General features: G+C 39.9%; 19 protein-coding genes and 1 pseudogene. All 20 read right to left on the bottom strand.

Annotated elements, in window-relative coordinates; genetic code table 11:
* Positions 1–3 precede the first annotated feature (3 nt).
* Positions 4–831, bottom strand: a complete 828-nt coding sequence (locus tag ACIQXV_RS00670; RefSeq protein WP_402954513.1) for a carbohydrate ABC transporter permease — start codon at positions 829–831, stop codon at positions 4–6.
* Positions 831–1775 carry a carbohydrate ABC transporter permease gene (locus ACIQXV_RS00665; RefSeq protein ID WP_402954510.1) on the bottom strand — a complete coding sequence of 315 codons (945 nt, stop codon included), beginning with the start codon at positions 1773–1775 and terminating at the stop codon, positions 831–833. The genes ACIQXV_RS00670 and ACIQXV_RS00665 overlap by 1 nt, the downstream gene beginning before the upstream one ends.
* Before the next feature lie 63 nt (positions 1776–1838).
* Positions 1839–3107 carry an ABC transporter substrate-binding protein gene (locus tag ACIQXV_RS00660; protein ID WP_402954507.1) on the bottom strand — a complete coding sequence of 423 codons (1269 nt, stop codon included), beginning with the start codon at positions 3105–3107 and terminating at the stop codon, positions 1839–1841.
* A 185-nt stretch (positions 3108–3292) separates the two neighbouring features.
* Entirely contained in the window at positions 3293–4561 is a 1269-nt protein-coding gene (locus ACIQXV_RS00655; RefSeq protein WP_402954505.1) for a glycoside hydrolase family 125 protein, read from the bottom strand.
* Between the two features lie 24 nt (positions 4562–4585).
* Positions 4586–5479 carry a metallophosphoesterase family protein gene (locus ACIQXV_RS00650; RefSeq protein WP_402954502.1) on the bottom strand — a complete coding sequence of 298 codons (894 nt, stop codon included), beginning with the start codon at positions 5477–5479 and terminating at the stop codon, positions 4586–4588.
* A 12-nt stretch (positions 5480–5491) separates the two neighbouring features.
* Positions 5492–6256, bottom strand: coding sequence for an endonuclease/exonuclease/phosphatase family protein (locus ACIQXV_RS00645; protein ID WP_402954500.1), 765 nt, complete (start codon positions 6254–6256; stop codon positions 5492–5494).
* Between the two features lie 170 nt (positions 6257–6426).
* On the bottom strand, positions 6427–6957 hold the full coding sequence (locus ACIQXV_RS00640; RefSeq protein ID WP_402954497.1) for an MgtC/SapB family protein: 531 nt from the start codon (positions 6955–6957) through the stop codon (positions 6427–6429).
* Positions 6958–7023: 66 nt separating this feature from the next.
* Complete coding sequence (locus ACIQXV_RS00635) at positions 7024–8049, bottom strand: histidinol phosphate phosphatase domain-containing protein (RefSeq protein ID WP_402954494.1); 1026 nt, start codon at positions 8047–8049, stop codon at positions 7024–7026.
* A gap of 270 nt (positions 8050–8319) precedes the next feature.
* On the bottom strand, positions 8320–9969 hold the full coding sequence (locus ACIQXV_RS00630; RefSeq protein WP_402954491.1) for an S-layer protein: 1650 nt from the start codon (positions 9967–9969) through the stop codon (positions 8320–8322).
* A gap of 38 nt (positions 9970–10007) precedes the next feature.
* Positions 10008–11819 carry a laminin G domain-containing metallophosphoesterase family protein gene (locus tag ACIQXV_RS00625; RefSeq protein ID WP_402954488.1) on the bottom strand — a complete coding sequence of 604 codons (1812 nt, stop codon included), beginning with the start codon at positions 11817–11819 and terminating at the stop codon, positions 10008–10010.
* A 135-nt stretch (positions 11820–11954) separates the two neighbouring features.
* A complete protein-coding gene (locus tag ACIQXV_RS00620; protein ID WP_402954485.1) occupies positions 11955–12683 on the bottom strand; it encodes a glucosamine-6-phosphate deaminase in 729 nt (242 codons plus the stop codon).
* Positions 12684–12764: 81 nt separating this feature from the next.
* Positions 12765–13634: a class II fructose-1,6-bisphosphate aldolase gene (gene fba, locus ACIQXV_RS00615; protein ID WP_402954482.1), complete on the bottom strand. Its 870-nt coding sequence runs from the start codon at positions 13632–13634 to the stop codon at positions 12765–12767.
* Positions 13635–13675: 41 nt separating this feature from the next.
* Positions 13676–15586: a 3D-(3,5/4)-trihydroxycyclohexane-1,2-dione acylhydrolase (decyclizing) gene (gene iolD, locus ACIQXV_RS00610; protein WP_402954480.1), complete on the bottom strand. Its 1911-nt coding sequence runs from the start codon at positions 15584–15586 to the stop codon at positions 13676–13678.
* A gap of 15 nt (positions 15587–15601) precedes the next feature.
* Complete coding sequence (gene iolC, locus ACIQXV_RS00605) at positions 15602–16600, bottom strand: 5-dehydro-2-deoxygluconokinase (RefSeq protein WP_402954477.1); 999 nt, start codon at positions 16598–16600, stop codon at positions 15602–15604.
* A 23-nt stretch (positions 16601–16623) separates the two neighbouring features.
* On the bottom strand, positions 16624–17442 hold the full coding sequence (gene iolB / locus ACIQXV_RS00600) for a 5-deoxy-glucuronate isomerase (RefSeq protein WP_402954474.1): 819 nt from the start codon (positions 17440–17442) through the stop codon (positions 16624–16626).
* Between the two features lie 71 nt (positions 17443–17513).
* Entirely contained in the window at positions 17514–18977 is a 1464-nt protein-coding gene (locus ACIQXV_RS00595) for a CoA-acylating methylmalonate-semialdehyde dehydrogenase (protein WP_402955220.1), read from the bottom strand.
* A gap of 276 nt (positions 18978–19253) precedes the next feature.
* A pseudogene (locus tag ACIQXV_RS00590) lies at positions 19254–19367 on the bottom strand (tautomerase family protein); the annotation flags it as partial.
* 1194 nt (positions 19368–20561) lie between these two features.
* Positions 20562–22520, bottom strand: coding sequence for a fructose-specific PTS transporter subunit EIIC (locus ACIQXV_RS00585; protein ID WP_402955216.1), 1959 nt, complete (start codon positions 22518–22520; stop codon positions 20562–20564).
* Positions 22521–22704: 184 nt separating this feature from the next.
* Positions 22705–24630, bottom strand: coding sequence for a BglG family transcription antiterminator (locus ACIQXV_RS00580; protein ID WP_402954471.1), 1926 nt, complete (start codon positions 24628–24630; stop codon positions 22705–22707).
* A 139-nt stretch (positions 24631–24769) separates the two neighbouring features.
* A complete protein-coding gene (manA, locus tag ACIQXV_RS00575) occupies positions 24770–25714 on the bottom strand; it encodes a mannose-6-phosphate isomerase, class I (protein WP_402954468.1) in 945 nt (314 codons plus the stop codon).
* Between the last annotated feature and the right edge of the window lie 82 nt (positions 25715–25796).

Here is a 25796-nt window from a genome sequence, read left to right as displayed (position 1 = left end):
TCCTTACTCTTTAACAGCTCCATCCGTAATACCAGCCATCAGCTGTCTGCTAAAGAAGACAAATAAAATTAATACTGGCACCACAGTGATTAATGTACCTGTGATAACAAGTGGATAGTTGGTAAAATACAATCCTTGTAATCTAGTTAACGCCAGCGAAATCACATATTTTGCTTCATCATTTAAGATAATTAATGGCCATGTATAATCGTTCCATGCCCCAATAAAGGTGTAAATGGCTAAGAAGGACATGGCAGGCTTTAAGATTGGAATCCCTATTCTCCAATAGGTTCCAAATTTACCGCATCCGTCAATCGTTGCGGCCTCAATGATACTATCCGGAATTGCATTTTCACAATATTGCTTAATCCAAAATATACCGAATGCATTGGCCATTCCAGGAACAATCAAGGCCTTATAGGACCCTACCCAGCCGAAGAAATCCATCATGATAAATTGCGGGATAATGTTGATTTGTCCGGGAATCATCATCGTCGACAATAACGCGACAAACAAGAATTTTTTTCCCTTGAACTTCAATTTGGCAAATGTATATCCTGCCAGGGAGTCGAAGAACAACACCAATGTCGTAGCGACGACGGCATAGAATAAGGTATTTAAAAAGGCTTGAAAAAAGTTTGTTTGTGTAAATACAATATTTATATTCTCTATCAAATGGGTACCAAGTGTGAAATGAGGCGGTATCGCGAAAATCTCACTATTGGTCCTGCTTGCCATCACAATCATCCAGTAAAAAGGGAATAATGAGAAAATGGCACCAATGATTAAGATAACTTTAATAACAATATTGGAAAGTGATAGTTTCTTCATTAGTCATCCTCTCCCTTGATTCTGTATGATGTTAAGTACCAGTTGATTAAGGAAATGACCAGTATGATGACAACTAATCCCCACGTAATAGTAGAACCATATCCATATCTATTTTGTAAGAAAGCTGTTTGATAGATATAGTAAACGATCGTTAATGAGCCACCTTCTGCTGTGGCATTGGTTGGCACTAATACCTGCGCTTCTGCAAATACTTGTAAACCGCCAATGGTCGACATAATCACGGTAAATAGAATAATTGGTTTTAACAATGGGATTGTGATCTTAGTAAACAATTGATATTTAGAAGCTCCATCAATGATGGCTGCTTCATAATAGTCAGCCGGAATCCTTTGTAAGCCGCTAAAGTAAATAATCATGTTGTACCCCAAGTATTGCCAAATACCAACTAAAGCAATGACAATCCTTACCCAAAATGGACTATCGATAAAAGCAATCGGTTCACGGCCAAACATTTCCAAAACAGCATTGATCAATCCGCTTTGATTCGAGAAGATCAATCCAAATAGGATTGTGACAGCTACAACCGATGTAACATATGGCAAGAAAAAGGTTGTTTTGAAAAATTCCTTACGCCTAACAAACTGAAGATTAATAAGGAAGGCCAGCACTAACGCGATCACTAGCATTGGAACTGTTTGAATGACCCAAATGATCAACGTATTTTTGATCGATAGCCAAAAGTCTGTATCCGCCATTAACCTCTTAAAGTTTTCTAATCCAGTAAACTGTACATCCCCGATACCATCCCATTGACTAAATGCTAGTATTCCAGAGAATACAATCGGAAATAGGCCAAAAATAAGAAAGAGTATATAAAAAGGGGATATGAATAAATAAGGAGTTACTTTATCGGCAAAGCCTTTTAATGTTCGTTTCTTCTTAGAGCTCTTGTCATCTGGCATATTATTCGTAATAGCCTCCATGTCTTTCACCTCATATAAAGAGAATAGAGATTAAGCAAAAATATGCTTAATCTCACCCTTTCCTTACAATCCTTCTGCTTTTTTCACTGCATCTTTCCAAGCTTTTTCAGGATCTTTACCTTGTGTTTCAACTAAAGTGATTTGATCTTCAAAATATCTGAATGCAGATGTATCTCTAGTATCTCTATACACATAAGAAATGTTATTAGCAGCATCAATAAAGTACTCGTTGATTTCTTGACCGCCAAAGAAGTCATCTTTATTCACCATTTCTGGTTTGTCATAGATCGATTTCATTGAAGGGAAAAGGCTATTTTCAGTTAAGTTGGATAATTGACTAGCTTCGTTTGTTAAGAATTTCACTACTTCAACAGCCTCTTTAGGATGTTTGGTATTTCCTAATACAGCTAAATAGGAGCCGCCTTGGTTTGAATAGCCGCCAGGGGTTTTTGCAATACGCCATTTACCAGCTGATTGATCAGCATCCTTAACGTCCATTACACCCCAAGAAGCTCCAATATATGCACCGTACATTCCTTCGTTTTGAGCATTGACGTTGTCAACAGAATTTGATTTTGTTCCCAATGTATAACCTTCATTAATCGCTTTTACAACAAAATCCCATTCTTCTTTCAATTTGCCGTCAGCTAAAGTTAATTTTCCGTCTTCTTTATACATACCAGAATCAAGTGCTCTGTAGCGTTCTCCAAGAATGCCGACAGCGGAAAGGAACATTGGCTTGTCAATCTTTTCTTTCATTTGTTTAGCAGCTGCTAAATAATCATCCGCAGTAACAATTTTCGTAGAAACTTCTTTAGGATCGGTCGGTAAACCTGCTTCTTTAAACAAATCCTCGCGATAGAATAAACCAGTAGGACCAATATCCAGAGGCATGGCAATCATGCTTTTCTTATCACCAGTTTTGGCTGATTCCCATTTCCACTCAACATACTGGTCTGCCAGATCATTTGCACCATAATCCAATAAGTTTACAAACTTATTAGCATACGGAAGGAAGTCTTGAATATTACTATTGACTGCAGCAATATCCGGCGCTGATTTTGAATTCAGGCTCGTTTTTAACTTCACATCATAGTTATTATCTGCCGGTAGCTCCACAAAGTCTAAATTGTATTTTGGAAAGTTCTTTTTAGCTGCATCAATAGAACCTTTACTGATGGCGCCCACATAATAATGAATAGTTAATTTCGTTTTACCGTCAGCTGATTTGCCGCTTGCCTCGTTAGAAGAACTACATCCAGCCAAAGCGAACATTAAAACTAGTAAACCGCTGAAAAGATATAAAAACTTATTCCTTTTTCTTTTACCCATTGCCTTTTACCCTCCTAATGTACTTATACTTGCAATCTATCTAATAAATTGATTACAACTTAATCATACAAACTTGTGATTGCGCTTTCAAAGGCTCTAATGACATTTTTCGTCACGGACAAATCATTTAAAAGTTATAAAATTCTATATCTTTCTACTTTTTGGCGATCATCCCTTCTTTGAGCCTATTTGTAGCTTACCTTATAGCCGCAATAATCCAGCACTAATTCACAGAACATCGCATTTGACCAAGAAAACCACTCTCTCGTAAATTGAGCAGCATCATTACAATCAAACGATTCATGCGATTGGTTTGTATTGGCATCATTCTGACAAATCAACTGAATCTTTTCCCACTTTTCATTTTGACTATTTCCCGTAATCCCTTCCACTGCTAGAGCGATCGGCCAAATATAGCCATTTGGTGTATGCGGGCTGCCAACGCCGCTTGCACAAGTTCCTTCAAAATAATAGGGATTCTGTTTACTTAGGACAAAATTCCGTGTCGTTTGATATTTTACATCTGTCTTTTCCATGTTTATCAGCATCGGCAAAGATAATAGACTCGGCATATTACTATCATCCATTAACAGGTGATTCCCTAACCCGTCTACTTCATAGGCGTACATCGATTGGCCGGCATCATTCTTGATTTCCCCATATCGTTGAATACCATAAGAAATTTCTGATGACAAATTCTTGGCCGCTAATTGTAAAGCCCCATCCTGGTAAATCTCTTCAAAAATTTCTGACATAATTTCTAAAATTCTTACCGCAAATAGATTACTAGGGATTAAATAATGGTAGACACAAGCATCATCACTCGGCCGAAAGCCCGACCATGTCATCCCTGTATAGCCAACCGGCGACCCTTTCCCCTCATTACAAAGATCCTCGGTTTCTGGTCTTTGAAACGAATAGGTAGAAAAGTCGGTATGATTTTGCTCGACCTTCCATAGTGATAGCACTGTTTGTGCCGCCTTTTTAAATGTTTCTGTAAAAATGCTAGTGTCCCCGGTATACTTCCAATATTGATAGGCTAATTGAAACGGGAAACAGACGGAATCTATTTCATATTTCTGTTCCCAGATGGAAGGTTCCTGCAGCGGAATATCATCATCCCATCTGTTCCCATTCGCCGTCTCATTAAACGCATTCGCATAAGGATCTTTCAAAATGAAATCGATTTGACGATTGATCACACCTTTAACCAATCGGTCCAACTCCTTGTATTTGCCAAGGAAAGGTAAATAAGGTCTTAATTGAAGCGACGAATCTCTTAGCCACATGGCCGGGATGTCACCCGTCACCAAAAAGACCGTTCCATCATCCAAATACTTAGTTGTTTTAGTCAATGTATCACCAAAACAGTTTTCAAACATCGATCTCACTTTTGGGTCATCAATAGACTCCCTTACAATCTGATTGGCTTCGGCAATAATATCTTTGTACAAAGAGCACACTCCCCTACTAATATCTTACTTAACAGTTAAAAACCTTTCTGTTTCGATGATACTCGTCTCAAACGCTTTGTCATCATAAAGAGTAAACACACGGGCACCACGAGTCAGTTCTCCATAGCAATTAAACCCGCTGATTCTTCCAAAGCCTAATTTGATTCCTTGATAATCAGCAACAAAGTCGTTATCGTGATCATGACCGCAAAATACGCCGGCAACCTTACCGTTAATCAATAAGGATGTATAAAGACCTGTATTAATCACTGGTGAAGATATGTCTTCATACTTTGTCCCGCTTACTTGCCCATTGCAAAATGCTTCTTTATATTCAAGAAGTGGAATATGAAGGAAAAGCATGTCTGGCTTAAAACCATTTGTTCTATTTTGATATTTACGTGATACTTCATTAAACCAGGTAACTTGGTCCGGATGAACATACTCATACTGGCCGATTTTTAAAGGGTCCTCGGCCCCGCTGTCGAGTAAATACAATACATTCGACACCGTTCCATCCTCTTTTGTAATCTCGACACAGTAAGATTCCCGGTCCTCTACCACATGGGAATATTTCTTTTCCGCTAACAAATGGACCTGGCTTTCCAAGCTGCGTAAATCGGAACGGGTAATTCCCTCTTCTGTATCATGATTCCCGTAAGTGACGGCGATTGGTGTTTCCAATTCGTTTAATACAGTAACTAACGCCTTAAAGCTGTCTTGTGGATTTGGAACGCCTTCCGACCAGACTAAGTCGCCGCTGATGACAATCAGGTCGGGATTTGCTTTTTCCTTCATATCCTTAATGTGCTCAAATGTATGTAAGTCTTGTTCATTAAATGGCATGGAGCCAACGTGTAAATCTGTTAATTGTAAAATTTTAAATGTGCCGTCTTTCCCCATTTTTAATTGCATCATGAATCACTCCCTTTAAATTTTCACTGCGGCAGAAACTGGATAATGATCGGATGGATACCTGTTATCCACCTTCGAATGAATAATCCTGCCACTCTTGATTTCTATGTCTTTTGAAACAAATATAAAGTCAATCGGCGCGCCTTCCAAACTGCCTTCGAAATCATGAAAGGTTAGTTCCTTACCTGTAGTCTTCATGACAGAATAAACACTTGTGAACGGTTTGTCCTCCCAAAACTTCACTTCGTCACTGTCTGGTTCAGCATTAAAATCACCTGTCAAAATCGCAGGGAGATGTTCACTCTCATTTAAGGCAGACATATATTTCTCTATAACCTGTACACCCTTTATCCTCGCTTCTTCACTGATGTGATCCAGATGGGTGTTAAAAACCCTAAATCTATGTACGCTATTTAAGCAGACAAATTCACCCCATGTACAGATTCGCGGCAGTGCCGAATTCCAACTGATGCTTGCCTTTACCGAAGGGGTTTCTGATAACCAGAATGTGCCATTTTTCACAAGTTGAACCATATCTTTTTTATAAAAAATCGCACAATGCTCATCATCGTTTTGTCTTGGCTGGCCAAACCAATCATAGTCGGTTAGCAATTCATCTAAATCTTTGATCATCGCAGGAAGCAACTCCTGTGTACCAATAATCGCAGGCTGCTCTTGTTTAATGATTTCCGCCACTTTCGCTTTACGATTAGACCAGCTATTTTCACCGTCTTCTGGGTTATCATATCTTAGATTAAAAGTAATAATGAGTAAATCCAATCTATCACCTGCTTTCCTACGCTTTTAGGCTAAAACCGTATTCATAGTTTAGTATAATTCGCCTCCCAGCCTATTTCATTAGGCTTTATGACAAAAAACGTAACAAACAAGGCGAAATTATGGTGGATACCTGCGATTCGATTGCAAAAAAAGGAGGCGACAAAGGACTGTCACGGAGTTTTTTCATGCCCCTGATTTTTGCGAATCCCTTGCTGTTCTTTGTTTTCTTTAGACAGTGTTTGCCTTTTTTCGATCAATAGACCGATTTTCGCCAATATAAAGGTAATGAACACAGCTGCAAAAACAATTCCATAAAATCCCGCACCAATTCCGATTCCCACGCCACCGGCAAAAAACACCATCGCAGCCGTGGTTAAACCTTTTACGCGGACTCCATCTTTAATAATCAGGCCGGCCCCAAGAAATCCTAAGCCCGACACAATTTGGGCCGTCAGACGCATCGGATCCATTCGATTATTCGTATTCGAATTCCCAAAAACCTCAGCACTATAGATGGAGATAATCGTAATTAATGTACAAGAAACGGAAACATACATAAATGTTTTTAACCCGGCTGGCTTGTTTTTGGCACTTCTGTCCCAGCCAATAAACATTCCGAGAAGCGCACTGATGACAAGCCGAAGATAGATCTCGATATTTTTTATCAAATGATCTTCAAATAGAATTCCCAAATGCCCCATTTCGATATCCTCCTTCACAGACAGTCCATTTGTCTATCCATAGGAGAGGCTGCTTTTGATGTATGATTAAACCTTTGCGGTATGTTTCACCCTCTCGCCCAATGGCTTCATGATTCTTTCGCGTTTTTCAAAGGTTGCTATTTTCGTAACTCCCTTGTTTAGCAGTGTTTCAGTATTTAAGTCAATATAGGCGCCAATGTCATCAGGGAAATGAGAATCTGATGAGGTAGTAAAGCTAACCCCTTTGCCCACGAGTACATCCAGAAATTTCGGACTTGGACACATTTCCTTGACAGGATAGCGATAATATAATCCCGCATTGATTTCAGTAGCTGTATCGGTTTCCACTAAGGCCTCAGCAATTTTTTCATAATGCGGAATCAGGCTGCTTTCATCTGGACGGAAATTGAACACTTTTAAATTATCCAAATGAGACACAAAATTAAAGATGTTACTGCGGATGGCTTTTTCGACAACCTCGAAAAAGTCCTTATAGAGCGTGTTCAACTCATAATTGGCAAAAAGGTGCTGTGTCTCAGGATTATCGAAGCCCCAGCCGTTGAAAAAATGAACGGATCCATTCACATAATCCCACTCATAGGCACTCAGGAGCTCCTTTAATTCCTTTTCGCCGCCTGGAAAATAATCGGCTTCGATGCCCATGCGAAGGGTAATTCCCTCAGCAGCCCAGCGTGGTTTTGCTTCCGTAATCGCTTGGACAAAATCCCCCATCGATTCTGTCATAACCTGGTTTAACCATTTTCTTTGCAGATTCCCAAGCTCTGTATCACTGATATCAACGTATTTTTCAAAATAAGCCCTTGTTTCTTTAAAGCGGTATAAGTGATCGACAATCCCTACCTCATGCAGGCCCTTACGTTTCGCTTCCTGTAAATAGAGGTCAATCCAAGAGGCATCATACGAACCCTTTTGTACTCGTTCATTTAAACGCTTCATACTTTCATGAAGCCATTCCATGGTATGTCTCTCGTGGTGTATAGGATAAAAATGATCTAATGCAATGTTTGTTCGATCGAGCCAGCGCAATGAATACGGCCCTTCTTCAAGATGTAAATGGTAATCAACCTTCATTGTTTTCTCCTCCTGTTGGTGTGATCCATTGAATCATGGTATCCAGCTCCTGTTTCTGCCAAGATAACGGCATGTCCCCATCTGAAATAATATAGCTTCCAGCATCTTACAAGTAAATGCCCCTACAATTGACTTTTGCTCCGGATTCGCGAAAAGGTCTTCATTGGGTTGATGAAGACCTTTTTCCTTGTTTAATAGATTTCTTCGTTTAATTCTGCTGCTGTTTTTAATTCCGCTGCGTTAAAGCATCGAGTGACGGACCCCAGCAAATTACTTAACCTTTACAAATATCGGATTAGAATAAAACCACATGCTAGTGTAACTCCGGTCATTGATATTGTTAAAACGCTCTTCATTCTGCTCAGGTGTAGGAGTTCCTTCATAGTCAAAGGATTGATCCATCAATGGCTCCCCGTCCTTCATATAGCCTTCCACATTCATACCGAGGTTGGTACCGCGCAGACGATAATAACGGTCAGTATCAGCCTTTACTTTGTATTTTACTGTATAATAGCCATCTTTATCCGGCTTGCCCCAGTCTTTTTGAGTAAAGCGCTTGACAACCTTAGTCGTATCATTCGTCGTATTGCTCGCATATTGGCTCTTGTCAATCTTGCCGGTTACCTCACCGGAAATTAAATCAACATGATCAACCTTGACCTTGTTCGTAACAGAAGTGCTATGAGCAGTAATTGGCATGTAGTTATTGTACTCTGGACTTCTAAAACGAATAGTGATAGTCGTTTGATCACCCTTTGACACATGCAAGTCCTCGCCCATCTCTGCTTGCTTTTTCTTTCCTTCTACATTGAACTCCAGTGCATTAATGAGATCGCCATATACGCTGTACGATTTACCTGAACGCATTCCCTCAACAACATCCTTAAACTCTTTGCCTTCAACCCATGTATAGCTTCTTTGATACTCGCTTGGCCAGTAGCCGCTTGAATATTTGCGGTTGCTGCTAACTTTGAAATGAAAGTCTGAATTGGTGAAATTCCAGAAATGCCGGCCTTCTCCAAGCATGGCATCCCATGCACCTCCTACCTTGGCTACCATCGCATCCACACCACCATATATATCAGACAGCTCGGATCGATTAAAGCTGGCGGCCATCTGATTTCCTGGCATTCCTTCCATACCAAAGACAATTGCTGGTGCAATATCATTCATCTTACGAAGATCTTCTACGGTAACTTCTCCACCGCCCCCATTGTGACGGGACGGATGATTCGGCAATACAAAGCTTTCAGGATAATTGTCCTTTAACCATTTAATCGCTTCAAAGGTTTTGCTTTTATCTGATTTCAGCTTATTCTTATCCGGTCTTTCTCCCCATAGCTCGGCTTCGTTCGATTTAAACTTGTCCGTACTTGTATCATAGCTGTATAGCCATTCAAACTGACGGATCGCATCAAATGGTACGTTATTACTGTTGGAATCAATAATGGCGACTGCACCATGATCTAAATCCATCATATCCCACTCAAAACCGGGATAAATTATCTTGCCAGTGTATTTTCCAGTCGCCTGCAATAAACGGATTTTTGCCAGCTGATCTTGCATGGCTTCAAAGCGTGCTGTAGGTTTTTCATTACCATCGGGATCTCTCGGTGAATTACGCAAATGGTCAGCCAGCATAATATAGTCAAGAGGCTCGCCGTATTTTACCTTTACCACCGTTTCAGCAGGCATTTGGTTAATATCCTCACGGAAGGCAGCATTCAAAATATTTTCCAGTTTCATAAACGGCTCTGATGCATCACTTGATTGGATGGTATGGATATGGTAATCCCCGGACATCCATTTACCGGCATCCTTGTGAGAATCTGTTGACTTTGCTGATACGGTCATCATCCCTTGTGAAAGGACTAAAACAACAGCTGAACCGCAGATGAAAGATTTTAGTTTCCTCTTCATGATTCCACTCTCCTCTTTTTTACTTTTTTACAAACCTATTATTTTTTCAAATTAAATCTCTTTTTAAAATTAAGATCTAAATCAAATAAGTTATATTCATTTGTTAAATATTCGAAATCAACATACGTTCTTTCCTTCTTTTTCATTTCATCAACAAAAGGTGAGAAGGTACGGAAAAACAATTTATTTTTCGCTTCATCAAACTCTACAAGTCTCAGCCAGCCATTTCCCCCTCGATAATCATACTGGTAGTTGACTAACATTTGAATAACATCGTTACCTGCTGCATTTTGCTTGACCCGATGGGTGACCCCAAAGAAATGTCCATTTACCGTCATAAATACTTGATTATTATTATTCACAAGTTCATCCCAAATGATTTGGCCCCTGCTTGACTCAACCGCTACAGTTTTATTGTCTACAGTCTCCGGATAGATCACATCATGAGATACAATAATAGTTGGTTTATCTTTGTGTTGATCTAAGACGCTTTTCGACCATTCTAAGTCTTTTTGAAGATTTTTCATATCAACCATTAAAAACAAATATTCATAGCTGCCGCCCTTTACCAACGAATACGAACCATATCCCGAAGGAGAGGATCCTTTATAGTACGTTTTATCCGCAAAACGCTGCGGTCCATAATAGGTTAAGTAAGGGTCTCCATTTGCATAATCATGATTTCCCGCCGTCATCACATAAGGAATTTCCTTTTTATCTAAATAGGATATAGATTGAAGAGAATTTTCCCATTGCTTCACAGCATTACTGTCAACAATATCTCCAACAAATGCGTTCATGGCAATATTGTTCTTCTTTGTGTTTTTAGCAATCCATTTCATTTGACTGTCAAATATTTCTGGGTTCATATTCGAGTATTTTTGTGGATCTGGGACAAAAAGAAAATTATAATTCTTATTATTTGTCAAGAGTGGAAGTTTATCGTTTGTACCTTCAATCGGCTGATCATCACGTGCATCTGGGATAAGCCAATCTTTTTTATCCAAAGCCTTATCAGCAACCCGTATTTCTTGAATTTCGCCTGCAAATAAGGCATCTAATTCATTTCCCCACTCGGAAGCACCAATATTCCAGCCTTTTCCCTCTATAGAATCAATTCCTTTGACCATAATTGATTTTCCGTAATCGCTTACGCCATTCACCGTTAAATTCGTTGATTGCCCATCATTAACGATCGCCAAATGATACCATTCATCTGTATTTAAGGAACGGGACCAATTCGTCTCATTATAGTTTAGATTAGTTGGGTGGCTTGTCCATTGAATTTCCTTATCATTTGATATGGATAAGGTAGTCAGGATTTCTTTCTCACCGTCCATTTTATTAATGTCTGCAGCCTGTCCCTGTCTTGTTAAAATCCCCATCCAGCTATGTAAACTACTATTAAAATTACTTGGTAATTTAAAAATAGCCTCAATCGTAAATCCATCTTCAAATTTCTCCGAATTGATCGGTGCTTTGTTGATGGTTCTTAAATATCTTCCCACTGGAGCTTTCTTAGAATTAGAGAATTGCAGGCTATCTACATTTGCTAGATTATAATAATCATCTTCAGACCATTTCATTATCCCATCCAGTTCCGGTGAAGATGAGTCCCCCACTGTCACCAGCTCCAGATCATTTCCATTTTTACTTGCATCATTAATGACAAGATTCCCGTTTTCAATTGCTCCGCTTTTTACATATTCCTTTGAAAATTTCCAATCTGCCACAATACTGCCGTTCGTTTCTTTTTTAGCTTCATAACTCTTGGCCTCTGCACGTGCAGCAAAGCTTGGAGCTATCATACAAAAGATTGATAAACCTATTAACACTTTTTTCATACCCATAAATCGGTCCTCCCTTGCTATAGTTCAAAATATTGATATTTAGTAATCTCTATTTTAATTTTTTCACCAGCAGGAAATTCTCTCCTTGATTCAATTGCAACTCATAAACAATACCACCAATCTATTAGGTTATATCTAATGCCTTAGTTCACTTGCTGCTTCTCCATCTAAAAACACATATAAATTCTCATGATTCTGTAATAAACTTGAAGGTACCTGAATGTTTAGTTCCTTCGTAAAACTTTCTTTTATAATCGCTGCCTTTTTTAAGCCATTAGCCATTATCATAACTGTATCAGCTTCCCTAAAGTGTTTGATTCCAAGCGATATTCCCTTTGTGACCTCCTTTTTTCCCTCAAAATACTTTGATGAAACTTCTGTTGTCACCGGATCTAATGGAACAATATGAGAATATAAATCCGGATCAGTTCCTGGCTCATTAAATCCAAGATGTCCATTCATCCCCACACCTAAGAGCACAAGGTCAATTGAACCATTCTTTCTAATAAAATCGTCAACTCGCTTACATTCAAAATCCAGATCCTTTGATAACCCATCAAAAAAACAAATTTGATCTTCATTAATGGATAATGGTTCAAACAATTGATTGTAAAGGGTTTCCTTACAGCTCCCTTTAGTGTCTCTTCCTAAACCAACCCATTCATCTAAACTAACAAACTTGCATTGTTCGAGGTTTACCAATTTCTTTTTATTCGCCTCAACAAGTAGTTCAAACGTACGCAACGGGGTATGACCACCTGCCAAACATAACAAACTATTGGGATTTTGATTAACATAATCAACAATAAAGTCAGAGACGGCTCTTGATAAATGCTCATAATCAGATAACACTTTTTGTTCCAATTTATACACTCTCCTCGCAAATAAACCCCTCAATTACTTTTAAATTACTGCATTCTTAGTTAGTTGACATCCCCTCAATATTTACGCTTTATTATTTGATTTGAATTCTCTAATTTTTGCCTTTACAGTTGCTTTGACTGCTTCCTTACCTGGTGTTAGAATTGCGCGAGGATCATATACTTCGCTATCATTTGCCAACACTTTTCGAATTGCTTTCGTCCAGTCCTGCAAACATTCTGTATTCACATTAATCTTCGCATGACCTAGTTCAATCGCCTTTTGGATTTGGTAATCAGGTATACCAGAACCGCCATGTAAGACAAGTGGTACATGGGTCGCCTCTGAAATCTCCTTCATTTCAGCAAATCCCAACTTCGGCTCACCTAGGTACGGACCATGAACTGAGCCAAGCGCTGCTGCTAAAGCATCGATCCCTGTTTCTTGAACAATACGGAAACATTCCCCAGGATCCGCATATTGAATGCCGCCAATTAGTCCGTCTTCATTACCGCCAACCGTCCCAACTTCTGCTTCCACTGAAACGCCGTAAAGTCTTGCATAATCAGTTACTTGCTTGGTCATTTCAATATTTTCATCAATCGGATGATGTGATCCGTCAATCATTACGGACGTATATCCAGCATCAATCGCCTCTTTACAGCGTTCCACACTGCGTCCATGGTCGAGGTGTAAAGCGACTGGTACGGTAATATTCTTTGTCTCTACAATACTATTTATCATTGTGGCGATCGTTTTAAATCCCCCTAAGTAATCTACAAGTCTATCAGAGGATGCTACAATAATCGGAGATTGTTCTTCTTCCGCCGCTTCTAAAATGGCTTCCGCCCATTGGAAACTATTTATATTGATTTGTGCAACCGCATATTTTTCTTCTTTCGCTTTTAACAGCATATCTTTCATCGAAACTAATCTTGTTGCTACTTTAGTCATTAGAATCTCACCTCTCTCATCAACCAATATGCCATCCGTTCTTAGTACTGTTTTGCCGTTTCTAATTTTTGCTTTCTTAATTCATATACCTTTTGGATGCTTTCTTTATTGGATACTTCTGCCACTCCGACATTCCACCAGCTGTCATAGCCTTCTGTCATTGTTTTTGGAATTACTTTAATCTCAATTAAAGTGGAGACTTCCTGCTTCTTCGCATCTTCTAAAGCTGCTTTCAATTGTTCAATGGTGTTTACGCGGTAAGTTTTCGCACCATAACCTTCCGCTACCTTTGCATAATCAATATTTAGAATGTTATTGTCATGTGTTCTGAACTCTGTGAAATAAGTTCCCATGCCGTTGCCCATTTGCAGGTTATTAATGCAGCCGAAACCAGAGTTATCAAACAACACAACATTGATTTTTTGGCCATATTGAATCGCTGTGATCAGCTCAGAGTGCAGCATTAAGAATGACCCGTCACCGACAAGAGAATATACTTCCTTATCCGGGTTAGCTAATTTAACTCCCAGCGCTCCTGATACTTCATAACCCATACAAGAATAACCGTATTCTACGTTATACGTATTCGAAACCGTTGGATTCCAGATACGCTGTACATCGCCAGGAAGTGACCCGGCAGAAGTAACAATCGTACTGTCTGGATCAATCGTATCATTTACAGCGATTAGCGCTGTCGTTTGCGCCAATTCCGTGTTTAATGCATCGGCATATTCATTAAGAATTTCCTGTGTGAAATGGCTTCTAATTTCCGATTCAAAGTTTTCACGAGTAAAGGTTACTTTACTTAAGCGGTCACGTTCAGCGTTCCACTCCTGTTTCAATTCGGCAATTGTTTCGCCAAATTCACTTTCATATCCTTCTAATAGCGGTGCCAATTGCTCTAATACCGTTTTCGCATCTGCCACTACCTGGAAGGCATCCAATTTATATGCCTGCATGCGGCTGACGTTAATATTTAAAAACTCAGCATTATCAAAGTCAAATGCTGTTTTAGAGGAAGTGGCGAAATCTGTGTAACGGGTACCGATTCCGATCACGAGGTCTGCCTGACGGGCTGCTTTATTTGCTGCCAGCGTACCAGTAACACCCATACCGCCTAAGTTATTTTTAAAAGTAGATTCTACCGTCGCTTTACCAGCTTGAGTTTCTACTAATGGAATATTATGTTTTTCAGATAAAGCCACTATGATGTCGCGTGCTCCTGAATATTTAGCACCGCCGCCAACTAGGATTAATGGCTTTTTGCTTGCTTTGAACAGCTCAGCTGCACCTTTTAGTTCACGCTCTACCGGTGCTTTGCGGTCTAAATAGTGGACGCGCTTTTCGAAGAATTTCTCATCATAATCATACGCTTCCCCTTCAACATCCTGCGCAAGGGCAATCGTTACAGGGCCAGCTTTACCCGGGTCTGTCATCACTTCAAAGGCACGGATTAGACTTGACATTAACTGCTCAGGACGGGTAATACGATCCCAATATCTGGAGACAGGTTTTAAGGCATCATTCGTTGTAATCGCTAAGCTGTATTCCTGCTCCACTTGCTGTAATACTGGATCAGGCTGTCTTGTTGCAAACGTATCCCCCGGTAAGAGCAACATTGGAATATTATTTGCCAGCGCTGTTGCCGCAGCCGTAACAAGATTAGCAGCACCAGGTCCTACAGATGTTGTGACAACATAGATTTTTTGACGAAGCATTTGTTTGCTGTACGCCATCGCAGCTAGGGCCATTCCTTGTTCGTTTTTACCTTGGAAGACCTTTAAGTGGCCTGGATCCTGTTCCAATGCCTGCCCAATTCCCAATACATTTCCGTGACCGAATATAGTAAAAATACCTTCAACAAACGGAAATTCTTCACCATCAACATGGATATATTGCTGATTTAAAAATTTGATTAAAGCTTGTGCGGTTGTTAATCTAATTTTCCCCATGGACATTTTCACCTCTTACTGATTTGTCACTGCTTCTTTGGATCGTTCAGCAATTAATTGCTCAATTTCTTCTACTGTTGGCATCGCTTCAGAAGAACTGTGTTTACTTACAACAATTGCTGCAGAGGCACTGCCGTATTTTAGGGCTGTTTCAATATCTTTACCTGAGATTAGCGCATAAAGAAAAGCGGATGCGTATGAATCACCAGCGCCGAATGTTTTTAATACTTTCGTTAAATAAACATGGCCTCTGAACGTTTCCCCTGATTTTGTATACGCATAGGAGCCTTCTACACCGTGCTTAATCACAATTAACTCTGGAGAATGTTTAAATAAATGGCTTACAGTAGCCTCGTTGCTGCCATCTTTAAGATTTTCCATGATATCAAACTCATCACGTGTACCCACAACAACGTCTGCCTGATCAGCAACTAAAGTATAATAAACAGATGTTTCCTCAGGTGATGCCCATGTATATGGACGATAGTCTAGTTCGAATATAACCTTCACATCATTTTTCTTTGCTAAATGAATGGCTTTTAATACCGCTTCACGTGATGGACTTTTTGCCAAAGCTGTACCTGAAACAAGAAGAACTTTTGCCTTTTTAATATACTCTTCACTCACTTCAGATGGATGTAAGTAAAGGTCTGCTACTTCGTCACGGTACATTAAAATGCTGCATTCTTCCGGGCTTTTAATTTCTGTAAAAGCTAATCCAGTTTTATGGCCTTCATGATCTACTGACATTTGAGTGGTATCAACCCCAACACCTCTCATATATTGCTCAATAAAACGGCCATGCTGGTCATCAGCTAATTTACCGATAAATCCTGCTTTTAAGCCCAATTTAGACGCTCCAATGGCAATATTAGCTGGTGATCCACCTACATATTTTTTAAATGTCATGGTTTCTTCCATTGGTCGGTTGTATTCCACCGCATTTAAATCCATACATGCACGGCCAATGGCAATTAAGTCAAATTCTCTTTCAGATTTAAATTCAATCTTCATGTTGTTTAGCAACTCCTCATCATTTATTTTCGCTCAAGGATCCATTCATGAGCAGGTTCGTTATGGAATTTCCAAATTCGTTTTGGTCCTGCCATGATGTTTAAATAATAAGATTCATACCCATCTGGAACCGCTACAGGATGATACCCTGCTGGGACTAACACAACATCTCCATTTTCAACTGCCATCGTTTCATCAAGCGAACGATCATCTGTATACACACGTTGAAAAACAAATCCTTGTTTTGGATTCATTTCATGGTAGTACGTTTCTTCTAAAAATGACTCATGTGGCAGGTTGTCTTGATCATGTTTATGTGGCGGATAGCTGGACCAGTTGCCGCTTTCTGTAAAGACCTCTACCACTAGTAAACTATTTGCAGACAGATCCGAGTCAGGCAGAATATTGTGTACCAGTCGTTTATTATTATATTTCCCTCTATGTTCAATGCTGTTATCTTCTGCTTTTATCAGTCTAGTAGGTAATTGCTTTTCAGATGGAGAATAGCAAAGAATAATACGCGCTTCTGTAACCGCTTCAACGGCAAACGAACGGTCATTAGAAACATAGACACTATCTGTTGGTTTCTTTTCAAAAACACTTTCTCTTGTACCAATATTTTTAAATATTTCTTTATCGTCTGTTACATTTATTTTTCCAGTTAAGGCAACAATACAGCACTCTACTTTTCCTAATTCTTCTCGGTAGCTTGCTCCCGGAGCTAAATCTATCACTTTCATGGCGACATATTCTAATGAAGAATTTTCACTTGTTACTTCATGTATAATCGTAACTCCTGATGAGGTTTCTACTAAACTGGGTTTTCGGAGTAATTTACTCACTTTTTTCAACTCCTCATTTATGTATAGCTATCATCCCAACTAATGATAGTTGGGATGGTAACTTCAAAATTTTATTCAAATGTTGGTGCTTTGTAGTTTGCTGTTACGACTTTCTTCCGAGTATAGAACTCAACACCATCTTTTCCGTTTGCAGGTAATGTTCCATAGAACGAAGATTTCCAGCCAGAGAAAGGGAAGAATGCCATTGGTGCCGGAACACCTAAGTTAATACCTAACATACCTGCATCGATATTTTCACGGAAGTAACGAATAGATGAAGCGTTTGAAGTATAAAGACATGCACCATTGGCAAATTCTGATTTATTGGCTGTTTCTACTGCTTCTTTTAGGTTTTTAACACGAACGATTGATAGTACCGGAGCGAAAATTTCGTCTTTCCAGATTTGCATATCAGTTGTCACACTGTCAAAAATGGTTGGTCCAACAAAATATCCTTCTTCCGGTTGTCTTTCACGGCCGTCACAAACTAATTTCGCGCCTTCTTCAATCCCTTTTTGGATATAGCCTAATGTACGTTGATGGTTTTGTTCACGAATAACCGGGCCTAAGAACACGCCTTCATCTAGGCCGTTACCGATTTTTATTTCTTTTGCTTTTTCGATTAATTTTTCAAGGAATGCATCTGCAACGCCTTCTTCTACTGTTACAACAGAGCAAGCCATGCAGCGTTCGCCAGCAGATCCAAATGCAGAAGCAATAACATTTGTTGTAGCATGATCTAAATCAGCATCATTTAAAACGATCGAGTGGTTTTTAGCACCTGTTAAGGCTTGAACACGTTTAAGGTTCTCGCTGCCGCGTTTGTAAACATACTCACCAACTGGCTGTGAACCAACAAATGAAATAGCTTTCACTTGTGGATGATCAAGAAGTCCGTTTACCACATCGTGTGCACCATGAACAACGTTGAACACGCCTTTAGGAAGACCAGCCTCTTCTAATAGTTCTGCTAATTTTTGCGCTAACAACGGAGTTCTTTCAGACGGCTTTAATACAAATGTGTTACCAACCGCAATCGCCATTGGGAACATCCAGCAAGGCACCATCATCGGGAAGTTGAATGGTGTGATACCGCCGACAACCCCAATTGGATAACGATAGTTCGTTACTTCTACGTCCTTTGCGATAGTTGTCAATGAATCACCCATCATGAGCGTAGGAGCTCCTGCAGCAAACTCAACATTTTCAATTCCGCGTCCAACTTCACCTAATGCCTCAGAAAGATTTTTACCATTTTCAATAGTAATAATCCTTGCTAACTCATCTGTATTTTTTTGTAATAACTGTTGGAAGTTAAATAGAATTCTAGCACGTTTTTGAACAGGGACGTTTCTCCACTCTTCAAATGCCTTTGCTGCTACTTCTACAGCATAATCAAGATCTTCTTTTGTAGAGATCGGAACTTGAGCAATAACTTCTTTTGTTGCCGGGTTGTATACATCTTCGTATTGAGCAGTTTTGCTTTCTACCCACTCACCATTTATATAGTTTTTTAGTTTTTCAACTTTCACCATTACTTCGGTCATTTCTTGTTCCTCCTTAAAGATCGTTACTTAAAGTTATTTGTGCTTGTTGACTAAAATCGTTTCTTATAGGTTGATAACCTTTTGATTTATCGCTTTAATTTGATGATTTTATTATATTTTGGTTATCTTTTGGTTATATTCGATTTCATCTTAATACTAAAAACGCTTTCAGTCAACTTTTTTTTCTTGATCAATGAAATCGATTACAATTTAACTACTAATCAATTAGCTTTATTGCAGAAGATTCTCTAAAGACAACTACAATTACCCCGTTAAAAGCTGGGCCTCACCAAAGCCAAAACTCCAGTCAGCCGCTCCATTTGTAATAATGGATATCATAATATCGTTAGGTTCTATTCCACAACTTTCCCCTAACTCATGAACTCGATGGGCTGCACCATTAACTCTTTCAAAGACTTTTCATCTCGACCTTCTATTACATCGAATCTTATTACGGCTTATAACCCCCTATTCGTTAACTTTTGATTATATTTTGGTTATATTTAATTCCGTCTTAATACTCAAAATCAATTCAGTCAATGTTAATGGAAGCAGAGGACGGTTCTTATAGCGGACAATCGGAAGTTTTGCGCGTAAAAAAGCACAACTAGCTGGTAGGGGCTGGTTGTGCTTTACTGTTTTCTTTGCGTAAGATCTATACGCAAAATTTTTCATTTTTTATGCTTTTTTTGGAACTGGAAGCCTTTTAAAGAACTATCGCGTAGCGATTTCGTTCTTCTTATGGCTTCAAAATGAAAATGAATAAGGAGATCATGACTTATGTCTGAATGCACATTAAGTCATGATCTCCTTTTTGTCTTTTACTAACTAATTTTGGGTTCTAAAAAATTGTTATTTTTTTGATTCGCTGATATATTGCTTTGATTCGCTGATAAAACTAAAAATTCGCTGATATATTGCTCAGATTCGCCGATAAACCTATAAAATTCGCCGATATATTATTAGAGCCCGCTTTAAATACCCCAATAAGCAAATCATTTAGTGTAATATTACCCCTTTTAAGGGGAGAACAATAAAATTCACAATATTTTTTTGATAAAATGCGCCGAAATTCCTTAGATAAAACAATTTTCTAGAAAAAAATCCTTTCAAGGCATGACTGGGCATGGAATGAATTCAAAATGAATAAACATGTACTACTGAAAGGGGCTAAAAATGGATAACCACGGAGCTTTTTCCTTTGTCACATATAAACTATTAACACTTTCAATCCAATTTATAATACTTTATATTCTTATCTTACTTTGTGAGTGGTTTGCGGAAAAAAAGGGATACAATCTATTCGAAAGAGCATGGTTAATCACCATCGTCTCACTACCATTATTAACTTTAATACTTTGGACAATCATAATAAATAGATTTAAATTGTTTTGAATTGAAACAAGGGAACCGTCCCCTTGCTTCAAAAAAGCCAAGAGAACCGTCCCCTTGGTACAGTAGCATTAACAACCAGAAAGGGAAAAAGCCGTCACCTCTTTGACAGTTTTACAATAGTCAAAGAGGCAACGGCTTTATTTTTCTCGGAATCTTAAACTAGACACTTTTACTATCTTACTGAATAGTTTCTAACAACCTATAAGCTTCTTCTTTAGAAGTTACCTTTACTAATTGCTCTCTAAACTGGTCGTCCATTAACTTACGGGATAGCATTTGTAAAATTTTCAGATGAGCATCCCCGGCAGCTTTTTCCGGTACGGCAATCATAAAGATCAGTTTCGCATCGGTTCCGTCTAAACTGTTCCAGTCAACACCGTCACGCTTAATCCCAAAGGCAACAGCCGGGCGTTTCACCGCATTTGATTTTCCGTGCGGGATGGCAATGTTCATCCCAAGACCTGTTGAACTTTCACCTTCACGATTTAAAATCGCTTGTTTATATTCCTGCTTCGAGCTTAAAATACCAACTGCATCAAACTTGGCAATCAATTCATCAATCACATCATCACGTGTGTTTCCTGCTAAATCTGTATCGATTAATTCTATGCTAGTAATATCCGTTAACTTTTGTATCTCGGCATTGTTAGTGGCTCCCTCTTCCACTTTCACCGTAACAGTCTCGTTCCGAGGCGTAGCTGCTCCAATGACTGGACCTACACCAGTCGCTGCCGGCACAGCAGCACCTTCAACATTTTTCTTCAATGCCGTTACCATGATCGCAGTGACAATGACCCCAACAATGACAGCTACAAAGAACATAACGACATGATCAACTGCACCTAATACCGCAACAATCGGACCACCGTGTGCCACTCTGTCACCCACACCAGCAAGCATGGCAATCACGGAACCCACCATTGAACCGACAACAATACTTGGAATAACGCGCAGCGGATCTTGCGCCGCGAACGGAATCGCCCCTTCGGTAATACCGAATAATCCCATCGTGAACGATGCTTTGCCGGCATCTCTTTCCGTTTGACTGAATTTGCGTTTGTTGATAAATGTAGCAAGTCCAAGACCAATCGGTGGAATACAAATGGCCACAGCTATAGGTCCCATAATTTCATAGTTTCCTTCTCCAATCATCGCCGAACCGAATAAAAAGGCCACTTTGTTGAATGGGCCGCCCATATCAACCGCAATCATTGCACCTAGAATCATCGCTAACACAATCGAGCTTCCGCCTTGCATACCGGCAAGCCAAGTAGTTAATCCTTCAAACACACTTGCAACCGGATTCCCGATCACGTAAATGAATAATAAACCGACAATGACCGAAGAAAGAATCGGGATAAAAATAATCGGCATTACAGGCTGAACTGCTTTTGGTACTTTAATTTTCTTAATGCCAAGGGCTACATAACCTGCCAAGAAACCGGCAATAATTCCGCCGATAAATCCGGCACCTGCTTCACTTCCATAAAAACTGCCATTGGCTGCAATATAACCGCCAATCATACCTGGAACAAGTCCCGGCCGGTCAGCAATACTTACCGCAATGAATCCGGCTAAGATTGGCACCATGAACATGAATGCAGTCCCGCCGAGGCTTTCAACTTGCTTCCAAAAGGAACCATCCGGAATCTTAATTCCACCCGGTGTTTGCTCACCGCCAAGCGTTAACGCAATCGCAATCAATAATCCCCCAACGACAATGAATGGAACCATATAGGATACACCATTCATTAAATGCTTATAAATGGGATTCTCCTTTGAACCACTCTTTTTAGCACCACCGGCAGAGGCTAATTCCGGTTTATAAACAGGCACCTCGCCGTTTTGAATCTGTTTAATTAATTCTTCCGGTTTGCGAATGCCGTCTTGAACACCGGTTACAATGACCCTTTTTCCGGCAAACCGGTCTTTCGAAACCTCTTTGTCGGCAGCAATGATAATCCCATCCGCTTCGGCAATATCTTGGTCCGTTAACGCATTTTCTACCCCAATCGAACCTTGTGTCTCTACCTTTATATCGACGCCAAGCGTCTTGCCCGCTTTTTGCAAATTTTCAGCGGCCATATACGTATGAGCAATACCAACCGGACAAGCCGTAACAGCTAATATTTTCACCATCCTGGTTCCTCCTATTGTTAAAAATAATTAAGAAATCGCTTACTTATATAATAGACCCTGCTTGTCCATTAAATTTTTTATATTTTTACCGGAAGTTGCGGTAAATAAAAATTAATTGTGCCAATGTACCGAAAAAATACGGCACATCGGGCACAAAAAAAGAGCAGATATCCCGACCGCTCTAATTTCCTTCCAATATTCGCAAAAACTCACTTTCATCACGTACGGTTGTTAACGTATTTACAACCATTGGCGACTCGCTTAGTGAAGCAATTTTTCCAATGATCCCTCGATTGTCTCCTTGATTTTCCTTTGAAATTGCGAGCAAAAACACGAGTGACACCTTCTCATTGCCCCAATCAATCGGATCCTTCAGGATTGCTGCAGCAATCGCAGTCCTCTCGACTAAGGATGGATTTCCGTGGGGAATCGCAATTCCTCCGCCAATCGCTGTTGCTGAGGTCCTCTCTCGATTCACTGCACTATGGATAAACTCCTTACTCACATAGCCTTTTTGAAAAAGCAATGTCGCCAGCATTTCCACCACTTCATAGCGATGCTCACGCTCGACCTTCATAAACACAAGCTCTTCTGTCAAGTATTTCGAAAAAATATACGGACCCTGAAAATCAGGTTTTTGAAGTTTCAGCTTCTCGACAAACTGACTTAACTTCCTCTGATCCTCTTGTCCAAAAAGCGGCGAAATGACGATGTGCTCGACCTTTATTTTTTCAAGTGGGACGGTCGAAATGATAAAGTCCGGTCGATGAAGTCTTACATATTCGCTCACTTCCGCCTTCCCTATACAGGCAAGGACCTCAATGTCCTGATACTGCTGTTCAATTTTCGCCTCTAGCAGATAGGACATGCCCATTCCAAGATGGCACACAATGAGTGCTTTCTTCCTTAAAGCCTTCTTACTTTCCATCCGTTCAATCGAGGCTTGAAAGTGAAGGACAAGATAGGCCGCTTCATCCTCAGGAATGTCGAACTGATCGGTTTGCTGGATTTCCTCGAGCGCCAAAATAACCATATTGAACATGTATGGATACATTTTCTTAATATTGGACAGCAGCGGGTTGGTAATCGGAAAACCGTATTTCATTCGATTAATGACAGAATGTAAATGGACAGCGAGCCCATTCGTAAGTGTCGAGTCGATTGCAAAATCAACTAATATCAGTTTGCTCAATCTATCAATGAGAGTAAGAACGACTGAGGCTGTCTCATCATCATATTGGTAAACCTGCCCGGCTTCTTCCTCTGTTCGCTTACTGCTAATCAGGTGCCAGGTAAAATAAACCCGCTCTTCTTCCGGAATACTCACTTGAAAGATGGGCTCGAACTGTTCAAAAAACCAGTTTGCATAGTGATATTCCTTCCGCTTAGCAGCCATTTCCTTTTCAGTCGGTTGAATCGATACAGGTGACCGCTGCCTAATCCGTTTCAGCATAATCAACGCATGGATCTGCAAGCTTTCTAACGCTTCATCCCTAAAGGCAAGCGAATATTTGTCTCTCATGTCCACCAGTGTCTTCTTTACGGCGCTGATCTCATAGGGCAAAAATAATTGTAATACATAGTTCTTTTCCTGCGTACTTGATGGAGTCAGGTCGGACAAGCGCGCCAAGGCATTTCGTTTTTGCCGTTCTGACCCTCCAATCACATGTCCAAGTCGCTGCTTTGAGACAAGCACCACGTCAAAGCGCTGCAGCCACTCGGTAATGGTCTCCAAGTCTTTTTTTATGGCTGCTTTTGGCATAAAGTACCGATCGGCAAAAAACTGTAACGTAATCGCCTTCTTGCTGGTTAACAGCTGAAAAGCCATTTCAAACAGTCTCTCTTCATTCGTTTTTGGCTGGCTGGAAAATAAGCTGATTAAAATTTGCCGTCTCTCATCTTCGTTTATATCTAGAGAGATGCCAAAACCGGGCCTGCGAGTCAGTTTAGCATTCGGGTAATCATGCAAAAACTCTTCCAATCGGTCCAAATCGTTCCGCACCGTTTTCTCGGCACAATCAAGCTGCTCCGCTAAATCCTTAATATGTAAGGCCACTTCCTCATTCATCAAAATGATTCTAAGTAATTCTTGTTGTCTATTATTCATTCCTTGCACCTGCTCTAAAAACGATATAGGTAAGTGTATCTTTATATTGGCTGCTAATCAAATGATTGATTGACTAAACGAAAGGGTTCTTCAGCCTATTTTTTCGCAAAAAAAAGAGTAAGGATCCTTACTCTTTTGATTACGTATGCGAGACAATCAATTCGCAATCGCCATCTATTTTAAACTCGCCAAATCCCACTGGAATGATGAAATGGGTTCCTTTTTTCAATTCGTATTGGTTGCCCGTATGCGAAAGGGTTCCCTCGCCGTTAATCACACTTACAAGCAAATAGTGATCGCGTATTGAAAAAATAGACTTACCACGAACTTCCCATTTATACACAGAGAAAAAGTCCGATTCCACAAAGGTGGTGATCCGTGCATTTCCACTCTCCTGAATGACTGGTGTACTAACCGCATCCCGATGTGGAACAGTCGTCACTTCAATTGCTTTTTCTAAATGAAGATCCCGTAAGTTCCCCTCGGCATCGCGGCGATCATAGTCGTACACCCGGTAGGTTGTGTCGGAGCTCTGCTGTGTTTCTAATACCAGCGTTCCTTCGCATAAAGCATGGATCGTTCCGCTTGGCACATAGAAAAAGTCGCCTGGTTTAATTTTGACACGGCGCAGCAAATCGCTCCAGTTTCCTTCATTCATTTGCTCAACCAGCTCTTCTTTTGAACGCGCATTATGGCCAAAAATCATGTCAGCATCCTCTTTGCAATCGATGATATACCAGCATTCGGTTTTGCCTAACTCGCCATTTTCGTTCACCATCGCGTAGGCATCATCCGGATGAACCTGCACAGATAAATCCATATTCGCATCCAAAATCTTCGTTAAAAGCGGAAAAACCTCCCCATCCGGATTTCCAAACAATTCAGGATGTTCCTTCCATAAACTGTCCAGTGTCATTCCCTTATGGGGTCCATTCTCTATCATCGAAGGGCCATTCGGATGAGCAGAAATAGCCCAGCATTCCCCAGTATGTTCTGTTGGAATATCATAGTCAAATTCTTTTTGTAAAGCCGTTCCGCCCCAAATTCTCTCTTTAAAAACGGGTTTTAAAAATAATGGTTCCAAATCAAAATACCTCCATCTATCATTTTTCAATTTGCATATGTAAGATTACTCTACCAGAATACTCTTTTTTGGAAAAAGAATC

The sequence above is a fragment of the Neobacillus sp. NPDC097160 genome (genome assembly GCF_044762155.1).
Lineage (GTDB): Bacteria > Bacillota > Bacilli > Bacillales > Cytobacillaceae > Neobacillus.
Note: the sequence above shows the minus strand (reverse complement) of the source record. Positions and strands in the feature narration are given on the sequence as shown.